The following is an 18,380-nucleotide window of genomic DNA, read 5'->3' as shown; positions in this document are numbered from 1 at the left end:
ACAAAAACTTTGCGAACTTTGTCTAAAACCTTCCTGCGCCTTGCAGTTAAAAAACATGGAAACAGTTTACATCAATTCACCTTTAGGAATCACCAAAATAGTTGGAGATGAAGACGGTATTGCTGTAATTTCAGTTTCAGATGTGGGAACAAATGAGGTTTCTGAAGTCATTCCTGAAGCTTTAAAAGAAGCTGTTTCTCAATTACAAGAATACTTTGATAAAAAAAGAACTGATTTCGATTTCAAACTAAATCCAAAAGGAACAGAATTTCAGCAAAAAGTGTGGAAAGCCCTATTAGAAATTCCATACGGAAAAACCATAAGTTATATGGATCAAACCAAAAAACTGGGAGATGTAAAAGCAATTCGGGCAGTTGCATCGGCAAATGGTAAAAATCCGCTTTGGATTGTTGTGCCTTGTCATCGCGTTATTGGCACAAATGGATCTTTAACGGGTTACGCCGGAGGTTTGTCTCGCAAAAAATGGCTTTTGGAACACGAAAACCCAACTACACAGCAAAGTTTGTTTTAAAAACACAAATTTCACAGATTTACACAAATTAAAAATATAGGTTTATATTTACAAATAATAAATTTCGTGCAGTAGCTTTAACTAAATTAATATGTGTTAATTAGTACAATCTCTGTTTAAATTAAAAACATGATCGAAAAAATAAACCTCAACAACATCTTATTTCTGGATATAGAAACAGTTCCTGAAGAAGAAAACTTTAATTTACTTGACGCAGAAATGCAATCGCTTTGGGATTTAAAAACTCAATATCAAAGAAAAGAAGATTTTACTCCAGAAGAATTCTACGATCGCGCCGGAATTTGGGCAGAATTCGGAAAGATCATTTGCATTTCTGTCGGTTATTTTACTATTAAAGGTGATATTCGAAATTTTCGCGTAACATCGTTTTTTGGCGATGAAGAGAAGATTTTAAAGGATTTTAATAATTTGCTGAATAATCATTTCAATCAACCTCAACATTTATTGTGCGGACATAATGCGAAGGAATTCGATATTCCGTTTCTGGCGCGCAGAATGATTATCAACCAAATTGCAATTCCGGATAAACTAAATTTGTTCGGTAAAAAACCTTGGGAGATTCCGCATTTAGATACTTTAGAGTTATGGAAGTTTGGCGATTACAAACACTTTACTTCTTTAAAATTACTTACCAAGATTCTCGGCGTACCATCGCCAAAAGGAGATATTGACGGAAGTCAGGTCGCGCATGTGTTTTATGTAGAAAAAGATATTGACAGAATTGTAACCTATTGCGAGAAGGATACAATTGCCGTAGCACAGATTTTCCTTCGTTTACGTCGCGAAGATTTATTGATTGACGAAGAAATTATTCATGTTTGATTTTTAAGGCGCAAAGGTTCAGAGCGACAGAGGTACAAAGTTTAAGTGCGCTTATATAACTTATAGGGTTTAAATATTTACAAAATGACACATCAGGAAATATCGCATCACAGACTTGTTTCTCAAAAACTTTCAGAACCGAATTTAAGTTCTCCTCCGGAAATTGTACATCACTTGGGAGCTATGCAAGCTCAGGATTATGCGATGGCAAAATGGGCGATTGGTTCGCGTTGTAATGCTACTGAAAAAGAGATTGAAGAAGCTATTAATTCTGCAAAAATCATTCGAACTCATATTTTACGACCAACATGGCATTTCGTTGCCGCCGAAGATATTCATTGGATGCTGGATGTTTCCGGACCGCAAGTGAAAAAGATTGTAGTTTCATCTGCCAAAAAATACGATTATGATCTTCAAAAGCTGGATAAGATTAATTCCTCAATCGAAAAAATATTATCGGGAAACAATCATTTAACCCGGGAAGAAATTATGCAGGAACTCAACATTAAAAAAAGTTCCTCACAAGATTTTTTATATGCAGCCATCATGATGAATGCAGAATTGGATGGTTTGGTTTGTAACGGAAAAATGAAAGGCAAACAAATGACTTATGCTTTACTCGAAGAACGTGTCATAAAACCCAAAACCAAATTAACCCAGGAAGAAGGTTTGGCGAAATTAGCCAAACGATATTTTGAAAGTCACGGTCCGGCAACATTGCTTGATTTCTCCTGGTGGTCCGGTTTTCCGCCTACTATTTGCAAGAATATCATTAATGCAATACAATTGCAATTGAATTCTATTGTTATTGACAACCAAACTTATTGGTTTGTAAATCAAAACAATACAACATTAAACTTGAAGGAAAGCATACATTTTCTTCCTGCTTTTGACGAAATTTTGATTTCATATAAAACCAGAGAAGCTTCTATCTTATCAGATCATCAATCAAAAGTTTTTACCAATAATGGTATCTTCAAACCTATAATTTTGGAAAATAGCAAGGTCATCGGAACCTGGAAGAGAACCATTAAGAAAGATCACACCAAAATAGAAACTGAGTTTTTTAATGAAACCGAAAGTCATAAAAAAGCAATTCTGTTTGAAGGGATTAAAGCGTTTGGAAAGTATTTGGATACTAAAATTGTTATTGAATAATTTTATTAGAATGTTTTATGTCGCTCCGATGGAGCTATCAGCATTTACATATTTTGTTTCTATAAATATCACGCTCCAATGGAGCTTAATCAACTCCGTTAGGAGTGCTATATTTATAGAAAAAACTATAAATATCACGCTCCAATGGAGCTTAATCAACTCCGTTAGGAGTGCTATATTTATAGAAAAAACAGCATTTAGTTTTTTAGCCCCATCGGGGCGACATATCCAAAAAACTGTTTCGGCACTAAAATCTTTGTGCAGATTATCTCGAAATAATTACATTTACAAAAAAAACAGCGTTATGGTATTAAGTAGATTTTGGTTAACCATTTTTATTTCGTCGATTATCTTCATTATAGTAAGTTTGTTTACGGCCAACACTTATACTATTGATTCTGTTTTAAACGGGAAAAAAGACGATCCAATTCTTGTTTCAGAAAAATATGCTGAACAACTTCCTGCCTTTATCAAAGACAGCATCAAAAAAGCGCCGGATCAAACGATGATTATCAATCGTGATACGCTTAATGCCGATACAACGTATGTTTATAAAAACAAAACCGTAAAAATTTACAGCGGAATCCAAAAATCCGATGGTTTATTACCAACCTGTAAAAGTACTTTGCTTGATTTAATTTTACCGCTAATTGCATATTTAGCCTTTTTCTGCGGATTAATGGAACTTTTAATTATTTCCGGAGCTTCTGGAAAATTAGCTAAAGGACTAAGTCCGGTTTTTGTAAAAGTATTTCCAAGTATTCCAAAAAACCATCCTTCGATCTCCTACATGACTTTAAACTTTGCTGCTAATTTCTTGGGATTAGATTCGGCCGCAACTCCGTTTGGTCTAAAAGCGATGGAGAGTTTACAAGAAATAAATCCCGATAAAGACAGAGCAAGTGATGCACAAATTATGTTTATGTGTCTGCATGCTTCTGGTTTAACGTTAATTGCAACTTCAATTATTGGTTATCGCGCAGCAGCAGGCGCAAGTAATCCTGCTGATGTTATGCTTCCGTGTATCATTACTTCGTTTATTGGTACAATTGCGGCTTTTTTAATTGTGGGAATCAAACAAAAAATTAATTTCAAAAGTGCTTCTCTTGTAATTGGTTTAATGGTATTAATTGCTGCCATTATTGGATTGTTGATGTACGTAAACCATTTAGATTTGATAGGGAAAAACTTTTTCACAACAAATCTATCGGCACTAATTTTACTTGTTATAATAGGTTTTACATTGATTTTTTCTTTCATCCATGAAAAGAAATTTAAAGAAGCAGAAACCACCGTTTTTGATGCATTCGTAGTAGGAGCAAATAATGGTGTTAAAACGGGAGTTACTATTTTTCCTTATGTTTTAGGAATGTTAGTTGCCATTTCGTTATTTAGAAACAGCGGTTTATTTGAAATTATCAGCGACTGGATTGCCTTCATTTTTTCGAACATGGGTGTAAATAAACAAATTACCGATGCTTTGCCGGTAGCTATGCTTAGACCTTTTAGCTCTGCAGGATCCAGAGGATTTTTAATCGATTCGATGAATACTTTTGGAGCAGATTCCTTAACCGGAAGATTGAGTAGTATTTTTCAATGCAGTGCAGAAAGTACTTTTTATGTAATTGCGGTTTATTTTGGTTCTGTTAATATAAAAAATACCCGTTACGCTTTAAGCACAATGCTTTTGGTGGATGTGATTTGTGTAATTACTGCAATTTTTGTGGCTAGCTGGTTTTTTTAATCAAACTGGAATTTGCCGTTTAATCCATTAAATTCAATATTTATATTATTTATAAAACAGAATAATATTCTTAATTATTTGTAAGATATTTCATATTATTGTAACAAATTTGAACGTTGCAAATAAATATAAAATGTCAAACACATATCATCAGGTTTATATTCAGGCAGTTTTTGCTGTGAAAAACAGAGAAGCAGTTATAGAAAAGGAATGGAAATCGGAATTACTTAGCGTTATCGGTAATTTAATAAATGAAACAGGCTGTAAAACTATAATTGTAAATGGAACAGAAGACCATGTTCATTGTTTTTTAGGTTTAAAACCAACTGTTTCTATTTCTGAATTAATGAAAATTGTAAAAGGGAGATCATCAAAATATATTAATGATCACAACTTAACAAAATCAAGATTTGAATGGCAGGAAGGCTACGGTGTTTTTTCTTATAGTCAGTCACATATTGATGCGGTTTATAAATATATAGAAAACCAAGAGAAACATCATAAAACACAAAACTTCAAAGACGAATATTTATCATTTTTAGATAAATTTAAAATTACGTTTGAAGAAAAATATGTATTTAAAAATCTAATTTAATCTATAAAACCTGATCAAAATCTGGATCTATAATATTGATTTTATAAAAAACCGAATTAAAATTCGGCCCTACAATATTGGTCTTATTATAAACTGGACTAAAGTCCAGCCCTACAATATCGGTCGAGGCCTACGGCTCTTTTCTTAGAGTTCCGGAGAAATGGTTTGTTTTGTCGAGTTGGACTTCAATTCTACAATATTCGTCAATGCCTACATCTCTTTTGTTAAAGATTCGGAGAATTGGTTTATTTTACAGAGCCAAATTTCAGCCGACGACTCTTTTTCACGAAGGTTGTAAAATTCCGTAGGAATGATTTATTTTGTAGAGCTGGACTTCAGTCCAGTTTAAACACGATAAAACATCGAAGTTAATTCGTTAAAAAATAATTGACCAATCAAAAATACCATGAAACCACAATACCTTTTCCTTTTATCACTAATAATAAGCTGTCAGAAACCAAAACCAGTTTCGCAAATTCAAACAAAAAACAGCATTTCAGAAAATAAACCAGAAATTGTAATTACTTCTGCAGAAAAATTCATAAAAACAGATACAATTCCAATTTCTAACGGAGAAGAAAATGCATCAGGAAATTATGTTCTCGCAAATTTATTAGATCAAAAAGTAGATAAAGACAGTATTGTTATCGTAAAATACCGATTGGATTTTTATGAAAACAAAGAGAAAAAAGCATCTTCAAAAGTAACAATCGAAGGTTATCAAAAAGGATCAGAATGGGGAGCTGATTATGGCTTGGCAACAGCTACAAACAAAAACACTTCATTTATTCAGGTTTCTTTTGGATATCCTGCCTGCGGATATTCGCAAAACAATTATCTCTATCATTTAAAAAACAATGATTTACAATTGGTTTATCAATGGGATTCTATGACGGACAGTGGCTGGGGAAGCTGGGTCGAATTTGCAACTCCAAACGAAAAAGATTCCGAATCTTTTTACTGCAAAAGAGTTTCGTTTGAACCTGACGATAATGACGAAGACATGGGAATGGTTTCTTATTCTGACTCGATTGTTTTTCGCTTAAGTGGAAATAAATGGAAAAGCCAGTTACTTTCTGCAAAAGACAAATCTTATTTTGAGAAAAAAATGCCTTTTAATGAATTTCACAACATAAAATAAACTCTCAAAACGGCTCTTATTCAAATTCTTTCTTAGATAAATAATTTTTAACTTTGTCAAAAACAAAGAAATGATTGATTTTATATACCAAGACCCTTATCCTATTTTAAAGGATGATACGCAATACCGCAAAATCACTTCAGATTTTGTGAAAGTTGAAAAATTTGGAGAACGTGAAGTTCTTACTGTTGATCCGAAAGGATTAGAGTTATTGGCTGAAGAAGCCTTAACAGATGTTTCGTTTATGTTGAGAACGACGCATTTGCAAAAATTAAGAAAAATTCTTGACGATCCTGAAGCAACAGACAATGATCGTTTTGTGGCTTACAATTTACTTCAAAATGCTTCTGTAGCTGCCGAAGGACAATTGCCAAGCTGCCAGGATACGGGAACTGCAATTGTAATGGCCAAAAAAGGCGAAAGCATTTTTACCGGCGTTGATGATGCAGAATGGTTGAGCAGAGGAATTTTCAATACATACCAAAAACGTAATCTAAGATATTCTCAAATTGTTCCAATTTCGATGTTTGAAGAAAAAAATTCAGGATCGAATCTTCCGGCGCAAATTGACATTTATGCTAAAAAAGGAAATTCATACGAGTTTTTATTTATGGCAAAAGGCGGTGGATCTGCCAATAAAACGTATTTATATCAGCAAACAAAATCTTTATTGAATGATAAATCTATGGATGCTTTCATCCGTACAAAAATTAAAGATTTAGGAACTTCAGCTTGTCCACCTTATCATTTGGCTTTAGTAATTGGGGGAACTTCTGCGGAAGCAAATCTAAGTGCTGTTAAAAAAGCATCTGCAGGATACTATGATCATTTGCCAACGACAGGAAACATGGCTGGTCAGGCTTTTCGCGATTTAGAATGGGAAAACCGCGTACAGCAAATTTGCCAGGAAAGTGCTATTGGCGCTCAATTTGGAGGAAAATATTTTACGCATGATGTTCGTGTAATCCGTTTGCCACGCCACGCAGCTTCTTGTCCAGTTGGATTAGGTGTTTCTTGTTCTGCTGATAGAAATATCAAAGGTAAAATTACGAAAGACGGAATTTATGTTGAACAGTTAGAAGTAAATCCAAAACAATTTTTACCGGAAACAGCTCCACATTTAGAAGCGCCCGTAGAAATCGACCTGGATATGCCAATGGCTGATATTTTGGCTAAATTGAGTCAATATCCTATCAAAACCCGTTTAAAATTAAACGGAACTGTAATTGTTGCACGTGATATCGCACATGCAAAAATTATGGAACTTTTAGAATCAGGTCAACCAATGCCGGAATATTTTAAAAATCACCCTGTTTATTACGCCGGACCAGCAAAAACACCCGAAGGAATGGCTTCCGGAAGTTTTGGACCAACAACAGCCGGACGTATGGATGTTTATGTAGATGAATTCCAAAAACATGGCGGAAGTATGATTATGCTGGCTAAAGGAAACCGTACCAAACAAGTTACAGATGCCTGCAACAAATATGGCGGATTCTATCTGGGTTCAATTGGAGGCCCGGCGGCAATTTTAGCACAAGATAATATTCTAAAAGTTGAAGTTGTTGATTTTGAAGAATTAGGAATGGAAGCGGTTCGTAAAATTACCGTTAAAGATTTCCCTGCATTTATCATTACAGATGATAAAGGAAATGACTTTTTTGAAAATCTGTAGATGTTTGCCACAAAGGCACTAAGACACAAAGTTTTTTTAATATAAAACCGCCTTTGGGCGGTTTTTTTGTGTCTTTCAAATCTATAATTTTCTTTGTGTCTTAGTGCCTTTGTGGCAAAACTTTACGTAGCGAAATATTAAGCACTTTTATCTTCACTTTCAAAAGCAATGAAATGCGATATTTCTCCTTTTAGGTTAAAAATAGGAACTCCATTTATTTTGCATTTGTAACTATGACCGTTTTTTTTATAATTTTCAACTATTTTTTCAAATGGCATCTGAAGTTTTATAGCTTCTCTAATTTCTTTTAAAACGACATTGCATGTTTTCGGGCCCTGAAACATTTTTGGTGTTTTTCCCAAAATCTCTTCTTCTGTATAACCGGTCATTCTTTTAATTCCGGTTGAGGCAAAAACAATCTTCAGATTTATATCTGTAACCACAATTATCTCCTCTTTAATTCTTTCCTTAATTTTCAGGTTCTTTTCATTCCAATGAAATTCACTTGAAATCTTACCGACTTTCTTTAAATCAGTAAAAATAGCTTTCAGTTCATTTATATATTCATAATGAAAATCCCATGCTAAGATAGGAACTGAATGGCGGCTTGAAATTTCATCAGAATTATCTCTTTTCATCTCAAATGATTTATTCGTAAAGTAACTTTTCTATAAAGGTAAAATGAAAATCTTGATTCTAAATATGGAAAACCTCATTTCCTTCAATTTATAACTATTAAAAAGAAAATTTAAGCTGAACAACAACTGCCTTTTTCTCCTCGGTATTCAAATTACTTAATGAAATTCCGAGTAATCGAACAGAATCTTTCATTCGTTCCTGATACAATAATTCTTCTACCGTTTCGAGAATCAAACTTTTATCTGAAATAAAATAAGGCAAAGTTTTGCTTCGGGTTTGTTGGGTAAAATCGCTGTATTTTATTTTAAGTGTCACGGTTTTACCGGAAATATTATGTCTTTTCAATCTTTTTTCTAATGATGTGGCGATTCTTTCGAGTTGTTCCAACATAAAAATCTCAGAAGATAAATTGACATCAAAAGTATGTTCTGCTGCGACAGATTTGGTAATTCGTGAAGGTTTGACTTCACTATTATGAATTCCGCGCACAACATTATAATAAAAACCACCTGATTTGCCGAAGTGTTTCTCCAGAAATTCTACCGGTTTTGTTTTTAAATCAGCTCCGGTAAAAATTCCCAACTGATACATTTTTTCGGTGGTTACTTTTCCGACACCATAAAACTTACGGATTGGCAATTCTTCCAAAAAAGGTATAATCTCATCCGGATTTACTGTTTTTTGCCCGTTTGGTTTATTAATGTCGCTGGCAATTTTGGCTACGAACTTATTGACCGAAATTCCTGCCGAAGCTGTAAGTCCAACTTCACTGAGGATTCTTGACCGGATTTCCTGAGCTAATAAACTCGCACTTGGATTTCCTTTTTTATTTTGAGTTACATCAAGATAAGCTTCGTCAAGCGAAAGCGGCTCAACTAAATCTGTGTATTCATGAAAAATTTTATGAATTTTACCGGATATTTCCTTGTATCTATCAAAACGCGGACGCACAAAAATGATTTCAGGACAATATTTTTTGGCCAGAACTCCACTAATGGCGCTTCTAACACCAAATTTTCGGGCTTCGTAACTTGCCGCTGCCACTACTCCTCTATTTTCTGAACCTCCAACAGCAATGGCTTTTCCGCGTAAAGCAGGATTGTCCATTTGCTCCACAGAAGCATAAAAAGCATCCATATCAATATGGATAATTTTTCGATATGTAGGCATTTCAGACATGCTACAAATTTAAAAAGGAAAAGCAATAAAAAAGTGCTCAAAACAGTTATAAATAATATCAATTTTTAAAGAATATAAATTCGATGAGTTCAAACCAATTATTCTTTATATTTTTGTTCTTCCAGATGAAAAATTAAACAATGCGAACATTTGTTATAGGCGACATACACGGCGGATTACTCGCTCTTGAACAAGTGCTGATAAAAGCTCAGGTAACTACACAAGATACTCTTATATTTTTAGGTGATTATGTTGATGGCTGGAGTCAGTCTGCAGAAGTAATCGAATATTTGATTGCTCTTAAAAGCAAACAAAACTGTATTTGCATTAGAGGAAATCATGATCAACTGGCCTTAGACTGGCTGGAAAATCGCAATGAAGAATTTGATGAAGAAATGTGGTACAAACATGGCGGAAGAGCTACTGTTGAAGGATATTCTAAACTTTCTGAAGAAAAAAGAAAACACATATTGCTTTTTTTGAAGCATTGCAGGATTATTATCTTGATGATCAAAACCGATTATTTGTTCATGCTGGCTTTACGAACTTAAATGGTGTAGTCTGGGAGTACTTTCCTAAATTATTTTATTGGGACAGAACACTTTGGGAATCAGCTCTTTCATTAGACCCCAATTTAAAACCCGACGATTTATTTTATCCAAAACGTTTTACGATATACAAAGAGATTTATATTGGTCATACGCCCGTAACCAGAATTGGTCAAACGGTTCCAATAAACAAAGCCTGCGTTTGGAATGTTGATACTGGTGCTGCTTTTAAAGGCCCTCTAACTATTATGAACGTGGATACCAAGGAGTTCTGGCAAAGTGATCCATTAAATGAATTGTATTTTAATGAAAAAGGTAGGAATTGAAGTGTAAAAAACTAAATTTGCAATCCAAATAATTAATATTTAAGTTTATGAAAAAATTTATTACACTTTTGTTTTTAGCGTCATTCGGATTCACTAATGCCCAACAGGCTTTCTCTGGAAAAGGTGACATGAAAGTTAACGTTGGTGCTAATTTACAAGATGGTGGATCAGGAATTCAGGGATCTATTGATTTCGGTTTAGGAGAAAATTTCTCTTTCGGATTTGTTACAACTTATTTACTAGGAGTTGATAATTTCTCAGGAGTTTATCACAATAACCCAACTCCATATTATGATTACAAACCAGAATTTCAAGATCGTTTTGATGCAAAAGCAAGAATTAATGCAAATTTAAGCAGCGTAATTGGTGTTGAACAATTAGATGTTTACCCAGGTTTAAGTTTAGGATTACACAATTTTGGAGGACACGTTGGTGGTCGTTACTTTTTTACTGACGGATTTGGTGTTTTCACAGAAATCGGATTCCCAATTGCAAAATACGGTAATGATAATGACGTATTCGATCATTTAAACAATCAGGCAACTTTTAGTTTAGGAGCTTCTTTTAATTTATAAGATTCTTCCAAAGCAAATTATATTAGAAAGCGTTCATCATGAACGCTTTTTTTATTTCCGGCAAATTATTTGATTTTGCTTTCAATACCTTTTGACAAAAAAAGCCCCATTACGGGGCTTTCCTTTTTTAAATTACAATTTTTTATTTTTTTGCGAATTTCTTCACGATTTTTTTACTACCGTTATTTAATTCAATTAAGTAAATTCCGGTAGCCAATTTACTTACATCAATTGGATTTCCATAAAGTTCTCCTGAACTTAGCTGTTGTCCCAGTGTGTTTGTAATTCTATAAGTGTATCCATTACTTTCTGAAATTGAAATATTTAATTCGCTTTCAACCGGATTTGGATATAAAGCAAAACGTGCAGTTTCAACAGTTTCCGCTATTCCGGTAATGCTTTCTTCAACAATTGCTCCAGAAGCTGTAATGTTTATAGAGTAGTCTTCAACTTGTCCGTAAGAGAAAGCCTCACAAGAAGTTGGAATTGCATTGTATTTCATAGAAACTCTCAATCTTGTTGTTCCAAGAGTTGCTGTTGCAGGAATTGTAATTGATCCTGTAACCGGAGTCGTTTTTGAAGCTGCTTTTGTCCAAACCGTTTCACCAGAATCTGAGAAATCCCCATCCTGATTGTAATCTATAAATACTGCATACCCTTCATTGTAAGTCGTAGACGTCCAAACCGGTGTAATTGTAATTGTATAAGCTGTTCCTCTTGCTGCATTTGTAGAAATTGCAGTATAGTTTTCGTAGCCTGTTGTTCCTGTCGAAGTATTATTGATCGTACCAAAAACAACTTTACTAATTCTTTCATCTGCAGTACTATTTCCTTGAGATGTACAATATGTTATACCTGCAGCGGTAGTAGTAACATTTACTGTACTGCTTGAAGCTGAAACATTTCCGGCAGCATCTTTCGCTTTTACACTAAAAGTATAAGCCGTTGAAGCTGTTAATCCTGTTACTGTGTAAGATGTTGTTGCAGATGATCCTTTAAGAGTTGTTCCCTGATAAATATCGTAACCTGTTACTGCAACATTGTCTGTAGAAGCTGTCCAGGTTAAATTGGTTGTTGTACCTGTTGTTCCAGAAGCTGCCAAAGAAGTTGGAGCCGAAGGAGCTACAGTATCTGTTGAGCCAGAATATGCCGCACCAACACCAACAGCGTAAAACGCGTTTGTTGTTGCAATAACTTCGGCAGAACCTGCACCATATAATTCAATAGCTGATTGTATTCCAAAAGTTCTTGCATTAGCATAAGTCGAATTGGCTCCTAAATATTCGCTTTCTAAACGAAAAGCAATTTTCTCAGCTTTATCAAGAGTAATTCCTGTTACGTTGTAAGCGTTTCCAAGATCATTCGTTCCTGTTTTACCAACAGATAAAATGTAAAACCAGTGATTTAAAACACCCGAATTTGTATGTACCCCACATTGGTCATTGTTGTTTGTTGGAGTACAATTTACGTTTATCCAATACGTTCCACCGTAAGTATCCGGTTGTCCCTCAGCATTTGGATCGCTCATAGAACGCAAAGCAACATGCCCGCTTCTTCTTTCGATATCTTCACCAACCAACCAGATTGATTTTGTAGGTGCTGAATGATATTCAATACAAGCTGCCCAAATATCAGAGAATGCTTCATTCATTGCTCCAGATTCTTTTTGGTAGGCTAAGTTTGCTGTGTAAGTACATACAGCGTGACCAATTTCGTGTCCGGCAACATCCAGAGAAGTTAAAATATCAAATCCTCCTGTTCCTGTTCCGTCTCCGTAAGTCATTACGCTTCCGTTCCAAAACGCATTATTGTTGCTTGAATATCCTGCAGCAACTAAGTTATAGTGTACATAACTTTTAATTTTAGCACCGGCATCATCAAAACTGTTTCTACTGTGTACTGTTGACCAGTAATCATATGTTTTTTCTGCACCCCAATGTGCATCAAGAGCACCATTGTCTTTATTGGTGTTGTTATATTCTGCTGCTGTCCAGTTATTATCGGCATCAGAAAAATTTGTTGTTGGGTAAGTAGCTGTTCTTGCAGAATTATAAGTTTGAACGCCTAAACCACGAGATGTATCTGATAAAATATAAGATGATCCGCTTAAAGTAGTTTGTATTGTTTGCGTTCCGCTGTAACGAGTCGCGGCATTGGCAGCAACAATTGCCATTTTTGAAGCCGATAGATTTTTATCTGCATTTGCCGAAGAAGATTTCTTTGCATGCACATTATCGTTTAAATGTTTTATAGTTGCATTATAAAACAATGCTTTTCCGGTTTCAGCATCAATATAAAGATCTCCGCGGCTTAAAGGTTTTGTAGCATAAATGTCAAACTTGTAAGCCAAACGAACTTTATCAGTTGTACGTTTTTCACCCTGTTCTTCCATTGCAGGCAACAAAACAAGCTCTCCTTTTGGTTTTTCATAATCCATTGCTATAGCATCTTGTGGTTTTTCCCAAAGATATTCTGTTGCATGTGTGTAGCTAAGTGCTCTGTTGAAAGCTTCCTGAGAAGAAAGTTTGGGTGTAGTTTTAACATTTTCGATATCGTAGAATTCACCATTCATCGATACTAATTTTCCATCTTTTGAATGCAGGGTATAATTGGCAAATTCAACTTTGATTCCCTGTTCATACAATTGAAATTTTTCATGAGTGTAACCTTGTTTGTCAGATTGGGTTTTGATTTTTGCAAAAGATTGAGAGTCTTTTAAACCAAGTTGCTCCTTAAAGACTTTTTGAGCATCTGAGCCTTTGTAAGTTGATTTCTCATTAAAGGTAATTAAACTTGGTTGTCCGTTTTCAGAAACATTTTTCTGACTTATTTGCTTATCTGTCTGAGCAAATGAAGAGATTGTAAAAGTAAAAACAACGGCGGTCGCCATGATTCCTGGTAATTTTTTTCTCATAATTTAAGGGGTTTTTAAAGTTTGGTTAAATGATTACAAATAAAACATTTATCGTAAGTAAATACTTTAATTTAGGATAAAAGTATTTTAATTTTGTTAGATAGTCGATGAAATTTGCCGTTAATCGATAAAATGCAACACTTTTTACTTTAAATTCACTTTTATTTAACAAACTGTAAGAATTTCTCAAAATAGAAAGCCTAAAATCGATAATTCGTTGGTATTTAAATTTTTATATAAAAAAAGTAGTACAGAAACATCATTATATAAGAAATAAAACCTGACATAGCTTTGATTTTATTCAACAAAAAAAGGGCTGGCATAAACGCCAGCCCTTAAAGGGATATGTTTTAAAGAAAAAATTAAATGTTCATTTCCGGAATTTCGCCTTCTATAATTAATTCTGCTTCGGTTGATGCAATGATACGCTCAACAGAAACACCTGGCGCTCGTTCTAAGAGCTTAAAACCGTTTTTAGTCACTTCGAGAACTGCGAGCTCTGTTACAACCTTTTTAACGCATCCTACGCCTGTTAATGGCAAAGTGCATTTTTTAAGAATTTTAGATTCTCCAGCTTTATTAACGTGCATCATTGCAACAATGATATTTTCGGCAGAAGCCACCAAATCCATTGCGCCTCCCATTCCTTTCACCATTTTACCCGGAATTTTCCAGTTGGCAATATCTCCGTTTTCAGAAACTTCCATTGCGCCAAGAATAGTTAAATCAACTTTTTGACTTCGAATCATTCCGAAACTAAAGGCCGAATCAAAGAAACTTGCTCCCGGAAGCGTAGTAATCGTTTGTTTTCCAGCATTGATAATATCAGCATCTTCTTCTCCTGCAAAAGGAAAAGGCCCCATGCCAAGAACACCGTTTTCACTCTGAAACTCAACTGCTATATCTTCTCTCACATAATTTGCAACCAAAGTGGGAATCCCAATACCCAGATTAACAAAATATCTGTCTTTTACTTCTTTAGCAATTCGTTTTGCTATATCTTCTTTTGTTAACATAAACTCAATGTGTCAATTTGGAAATTAGATAATTAGATAATGCCTAAACATTGAACAATCTAATTAATTCTAATTATCACATTTTCTAATTATCTAATATTTTACTTTATGTAATTTAAGGTAATTTTATAAAAATCAATAACATATCAATTATCAAATTTATTTAACGCAACAATTTTGCGTTATCTAATTCATTATCTAATTGACAAATTATCTAATTATCTAATTCCTCTGTCTTACAGTAAGTTGCTCAATTCTTTTCTCAAATTTTTCTCCCTGAAAAATGCGTTGTACCATAATTCCCGGAATGTGAATTTGATTTGGATCTAAAGTTCCAACAGGAACCAGTTCTTCAACTTCGGCAATGGTAATTTTTCCGGCTCCGGCCATACACGCATTAAAGTTTCGGGCAGTTCCTTTAAAAATAAGATTTCCAGCTTCGTCACCTTTCCATGCTTTTACAATGGCAAAATCAGCTTTGAAAGCTTCTTCCATAATATGCATTTTTCCATTGAACTCACGAACTTCTTTACCTTCTGCTACTTCGGTTCCGTAACCTGCCGGTGTAAAGAAAGCTGGAATTCCCGCTTGGGCCGCACGACAACGTTCTGCAAGGGTTCCTTGTGGCGTTAACTCCACTTCTAATTCACCGGAAAGCATCTGACGTTCGAATTCTGCATTTTCACCCACGTACGAGGAAATCATTTTTTTGATTTGTTTCTTCTGCAAAAGCAATCCTAAACCAAAATCATCAACTCCTGCATTATTCGAAATACAAGTTAAATCTGAAATTGATGTGTTTACTAAAGCAGCAATAGTATTTTCAGGAATTCCGCATAAACCAAAACCACCAAACATAATGGTCATTCCGCTTTCAATTCCTTTTATAGCATCCTGCACGCTATCCACTTTTTTTGTTATCATAACAAACTGACTTTATTACTGTATAATTTTGATAAAAATACCATTTTTAGATTAAATTATAACGATTTCGTAAAAATAAATCTATAGCTAGTTTAACCGCAAAGCTCACAAAGACAAAAACGCAAAGTTCGCAAAGCTTTATAAAACCTTAGCGAACTTTGCGATAAAAAAATTTTATACTTATTTCAAAAAAATCCTTTTGTTTTCGACTGATTTCAGAAGATCACAAAAGGATAACTTTATTTACAACCGAACTTTAAACTATAATTCGAATTCGTCTGTATTTTGTTCTGTTGTAGTTGTATCTTTTACTTTTGGTGCGCTGTAACAATCTACTTTGATAGAAAGGTTTGCCGGACGCTCAAATTCTGATTTAGAAATTTGTAAATTCTTATCGGCATAACACAATTTCATGAAGTAAGCCCAAACCGGTAAAGCTGCTGTTGCACCTTGTCCGTAAGTCAAACTTTTAAAACGTGCCGAACGATCTTCGCATCCAACCCAAACACCTGTTACTAAGTTTGGAACCATTCCCATAAACCAACCATCTGATTGATTTTGTGTTGTTCCTGTTTTACCCGCAATCGGATTTTTGAACATGTATGGATATCCTGTCCAACGATTATCTCCGCTTCCACCGCCTTGCGTACGTAAACGTGCACCAGAACCGGTTTCTGTAACTCCCTGCAATAATTTGATTACTGCAAAAGCGATGTCTTTATTTAAAACGTCGTGTGATTCCGGAATTGGCTCATAAATAACCTCACCGCTTTTATTCTCGATACGACTTAAAAATTGTGGTTTTACATACACTCCCTGATTTGCAAATGTGCTGTAAGCCGCAACCATATCTTCAACCGTAATATCTACAGCTCCTAAAGCAATAGAAGGCTGAGCGGGAATTTCGGTTTTAACACCTAATTTATGTGTTAATTCCACAACGGCTTCTGGACCAACACGATCTATTAATTTAGCAGAAACGGTATTGATCGAATTTGCTAAACCTTGTTTTAAAGTTACCATTCCGCGGTATCTGTTGTCAGAGTTTCTTGGCTCCCAATCTTCTGTAACATGGTGGCGTCCTTTATGAATCATAAAAGGCCCATCTAAAATGGAATCACAAGGAGACATATTTAATTCTTCAATAGCAGTTGCATAAACGAAAGGTTTAAATGTAGAACCTACTTGTCTTGCTCCCTGCCCAACGTGATCGTATTGGAAATATTTGTAGTTGATTCCACCAACCCACGCTTTGATATTTCCGGTTTGTGGCTCCATCGCCATTAAACCAGATTGTAAAAAGTGTTTGTAATAACGAATAGAATCCAGCGGCGTCATAATAGTATCGCGTTCTCCTTTCCAGGTAAAAATGCGCATTTGTGTTTTTACTTTGAATGAAGCAATAATATCGTCTTCGCTTTTGTCCAGATCTTTCATGATCGCCCAACGCGTTGAGTTTTTCATGGCCTGCATCATCAATTTCTCCGTTTCTGCCTGAGTGATATTTACGAAAGGTGCATTTTTATTGTTTTTTTGCTCGATGAAAAATTGCTGCTGCAAATTTTTCATGTGCGCCGAAACTGCTTCTTCAGCATATTGCTGCATTCTTGAATCGATAGTGGTATAAATTTTTAAACCATCTTTGTAGATATCATAATCAGAACCGTCTGGTTTTTTGTTCTCCGCCATCCATTTTTTCATGTAATCACGAAGATATTCTCTGAAATAAGTTGCTGTACCTTCACGGTGGCTTTCTAATTTGAATTTCAAGGCAATTGGTAAAGCTTGTAATCTTTCTTTTTCTGCTGTAGAAATCATCTTCGCTTTCTCCATCTGCGCAAGAACAACATTACGACGGTTTTTTACACCTTGCGGATTACGAACCGGATTGTACAATCCTGAATTTTTGAACATTCCGACTAAAATAGCCGATTCGTCCATTGTTAAATCCTTTGGATCTTTCGAAAAATAGGTTTGTGCTGCAGAACTTACTCCAACAGAATAATTTCCGAAGTCGTAAACATTGCAATACATGGCCAAAATTTCGTTTTTCGTGTATTGTCTTTCAAGACGAATGGCAATAATCCATTCTTTTATTTTTTGTACAATTCTAAATGGCAAAAACTTAGAACCTTCACCATGAAATAATTGCTTTGCTAATTGCTGTGTTAGAGTACTCGCTCCACCATTTGTTCCTAAAGTAAAAACGGCTCTTAAAGTTCCGCGTCCGTCAATTCCGGAATGTTCGTAAAAACGAGCATCTTCGGTGGCAACTAACGCTTCAACTAAGCTTTTTGGCAAATCCGAATATTTAAGCTGCGATCTGTTGGTTTTAAAATACTTTCCAATTACAACTCCATCAGAAGAAATAATTTCGGTCGCTAAGTTAGAATCCGGGTTTTCTAAATCTTCAAAAGAAGGCATCGATCCGAAAAGTCCCCACGAAGCGAATAAAAAGAAAGCCAGAATGCCTAATAAAAAGTAGACAAAAAATCTCCAGAATTTCTTTTTATAGTAGTTAATATCTTTAGTACTATTAGGTTGATTGTTTTTTTTGGTGGCCATAACTAT

General features: G+C 34.8%; 14 protein-coding genes and 1 pseudogene. 9 read left to right on the top strand and 6 right to left on the bottom strand.

Going from position 1 to position 18,380, the window contains the following annotated elements:
• Positions 1-55: 55 nt before the first annotated feature.
• From ACZZZT_RS03210 to ACZZZT_RS03180, 7 genes are all read left to right on the top strand, one after another.
• A complete protein-coding gene (locus ACZZZT_RS03210; protein ID WP_463459386.1) occupies positions 56-532 on the top strand; it encodes a methylated-DNA--[protein]-cysteine S-methyltransferase in 477 nt (158 codons plus the stop codon).
• A 129-nt stretch (positions 533-661) separates the two neighbouring features.
• Positions 662-1,375, top strand: a complete 714-nt coding sequence (locus tag ACZZZT_RS03205) for a 3'-5' exonuclease (RefSeq protein WP_463459385.1) — start codon at positions 662-664, stop codon at positions 1,373-1,375.
• Positions 1,376-1,459: 84 nt separating this feature from the next.
• A complete protein-coding gene (locus ACZZZT_RS03200; protein ID WP_463459384.1) occupies positions 1,460-2,533 on the top strand; it encodes a winged helix DNA-binding domain-containing protein in 1,074 nt (357 codons plus the stop codon).
• Positions 2,534-2,837: 304 nt separating this feature from the next.
• A complete protein-coding gene (locus ACZZZT_RS03195; protein WP_463459383.1) occupies positions 2,838-4,277 on the top strand; it encodes a nucleoside recognition domain-containing protein in 1,440 nt (479 codons plus the stop codon).
• A 133-nt stretch (positions 4,278-4,410) separates the two neighbouring features.
• Entirely contained in the window at positions 4,411-4,872 is a 462-nt protein-coding gene (tnpA, locus tag ACZZZT_RS03190; protein WP_463459382.1) for an IS200/IS605 family transposase, read from the top strand.
• Between the two features lie 406 nt (positions 4,873-5,278).
• Entirely contained in the window at positions 5,279-6,013 is a 735-nt protein-coding gene (locus tag ACZZZT_RS03185) for a hypothetical protein (RefSeq protein ID WP_463459381.1), read from the top strand.
• Positions 6,014-6,083: 70 nt separating this feature from the next.
• Complete coding sequence (locus tag ACZZZT_RS03180) at positions 6,084-7,688, top strand: fumarate hydratase (protein ID WP_463459380.1); 1,605 nt, start codon at positions 6,084-6,086, stop codon at positions 7,686-7,688.
• Positions 7,689-7,825: 137 nt separating this feature from the next.
• Here the strand turns inward: ACZZZT_RS03180 and ACZZZT_RS03175 are convergent, their stop codons facing one another.
• On the bottom strand, positions 7,826-8,326 hold the full coding sequence (locus ACZZZT_RS03175; RefSeq protein ID WP_463459379.1) for a PAS domain-containing protein: 501 nt from the start codon (positions 8,324-8,326) through the stop codon (positions 7,826-7,828).
• 97 nt (positions 8,327-8,423) lie between these two features.
• Complete coding sequence (dinB, locus tag ACZZZT_RS03170; protein WP_073394364.1) at positions 8,424-9,506, bottom strand: DNA polymerase IV; 1,083 nt, start codon at positions 9,504-9,506, stop codon at positions 8,424-8,426.
• 140 nt (positions 9,507-9,646) lie between these two features.
• Between dinB and ACZZZT_RS03165 the strand changes: the two are divergent.
• Positions 9,647-10,380 (top strand): annotated as a pseudogene (locus ACZZZT_RS03165) (metallophosphoesterase family protein).
• A gap of 47 nt (positions 10,381-10,427) precedes the next feature.
• Positions 10,428-10,955 (top strand): DUF6646 family protein, encoded by a 528-nt coding sequence (locus tag ACZZZT_RS03160; RefSeq protein WP_042563571.1) that lies wholly within the window; start codon positions 10,428-10,430, stop codon positions 10,953-10,955.
• A 142-nt stretch (positions 10,956-11,097) separates the two neighbouring features.
• Here ACZZZT_RS03160 and ACZZZT_RS03155 read toward each other — a convergent pair whose 3' ends face one another.
• The 4 genes from ACZZZT_RS03155 to ACZZZT_RS03140 form a co-directional block, all read right to left on the bottom strand.
• Positions 11,098-13,869, bottom strand: a complete 2,772-nt coding sequence (locus tag ACZZZT_RS03155) for a M4 family metallopeptidase (RefSeq protein ID WP_463459378.1) — start codon at positions 13,867-13,869, stop codon at positions 11,098-11,100.
• A 362-nt stretch (positions 13,870-14,231) separates the two neighbouring features.
• Positions 14,232-14,885, bottom strand: a complete 654-nt coding sequence (locus ACZZZT_RS03150) for a 3-oxoacid CoA-transferase subunit B (protein WP_073394368.1) — start codon at positions 14,883-14,885, stop codon at positions 14,232-14,234.
• Positions 14,886-15,107: 222 nt separating this feature from the next.
• Complete coding sequence (locus ACZZZT_RS03145; RefSeq protein WP_073394369.1) at positions 15,108-15,809, bottom strand: CoA transferase subunit A; 702 nt, start codon at positions 15,807-15,809, stop codon at positions 15,108-15,110.
• Between the two features lie 261 nt (positions 15,810-16,070).
• Positions 16,071-18,374: a penicillin-binding protein 1A gene (locus ACZZZT_RS03140; RefSeq protein ID WP_042563575.1), complete on the bottom strand. Its 2,304-nt coding sequence runs from the start codon at positions 18,372-18,374 to the stop codon at positions 16,071-16,073.
• Between the last annotated feature and the right edge of the window lie 6 nt (positions 18,375-18,380).

The sequence above is a fragment of the Flavobacterium sp. AC274 genome (assembly GCF_979258275.1).
The sequence above is the reverse complement of the archived record's forward strand: the minus strand, read 5'-3'. Positions and strand labels throughout refer to the sequence as shown.

Excerpts from the sequence above, each read along its gene's own strand:
- ACZZZT_RS03205 (WP_463459385.1), top strand. The coding sequence starts at position 662 with ATGATCGAAAAAATAAACCTCAACAACATCTTATTTCTGGATATAGAA.
- ACZZZT_RS03140 (WP_042563575.1), bottom strand. The coding sequence starts at position 18,374 with ATGGCCACCAAAAAAAACAATCAACCTAATAGTACTAAAGATATTAAC.
- tnpA (WP_463459382.1), top strand. The coding sequence starts at position 4,411 with ATGTCAAACACATATCATCAGGTTTATATTCAGGCAGTTTTTGCTGTG.
- ACZZZT_RS03160 (WP_042563571.1), top strand. The coding sequence starts at position 10,428 with ATGAAAAAATTTATTACACTTTTGTTTTTAGCGTCATTCGGATTCACT.
- dinB (WP_073394364.1), bottom strand. The coding sequence starts at position 9,506 with ATGTCTGAAATGCCTACATATCGAAAAATTATCCATATTGATATGGAT.
- ACZZZT_RS03195 (WP_463459383.1), top strand. The coding sequence starts at position 2,838 with ATGGTATTAAGTAGATTTTGGTTAACCATTTTTATTTCGTCGATTATC.
- ACZZZT_RS03210 (WP_463459386.1), top strand. The coding sequence starts at position 56 with ATGGAAACAGTTTACATCAATTCACCTTTAGGAATCACCAAAATAGTT.
- ACZZZT_RS03185 (WP_463459381.1), top strand. The coding sequence starts at position 5,279 with ATGAAACCACAATACCTTTTCCTTTTATCACTAATAATAAGCTGTCAG.
- ACZZZT_RS03175 (WP_463459379.1), bottom strand. The coding sequence starts at position 8,326 with ATGAAAAGAGATAATTCTGATGAAATTTCAAGCCGCCATTCAGTTCCT.
- ACZZZT_RS03200 (WP_463459384.1), top strand. The coding sequence starts at position 1,460 with ATGACACATCAGGAAATATCGCATCACAGACTTGTTTCTCAAAAACTT.
- ACZZZT_RS03155 (WP_463459378.1), bottom strand. The coding sequence starts at position 13,869 with ATGAGAAAAAAATTACCAGGAATCATGGCGACCGCCGTTGTTTTTACT.
- ACZZZT_RS03150 (WP_073394368.1), bottom strand. The coding sequence starts at position 14,885 with ATGTTAACAAAAGAAGATATAGCAAAACGAATTGCTAAAGAAGTAAAA.
- ACZZZT_RS03145 (WP_073394369.1), bottom strand. The coding sequence starts at position 15,809 with ATGATAACAAAAAAAGTGGATAGCGTGCAGGATGCTATAAAAGGAATT.
- ACZZZT_RS03180 (WP_463459380.1), top strand. The coding sequence starts at position 6,084 with ATGATTGATTTTATATACCAAGACCCTTATCCTATTTTAAAGGATGAT.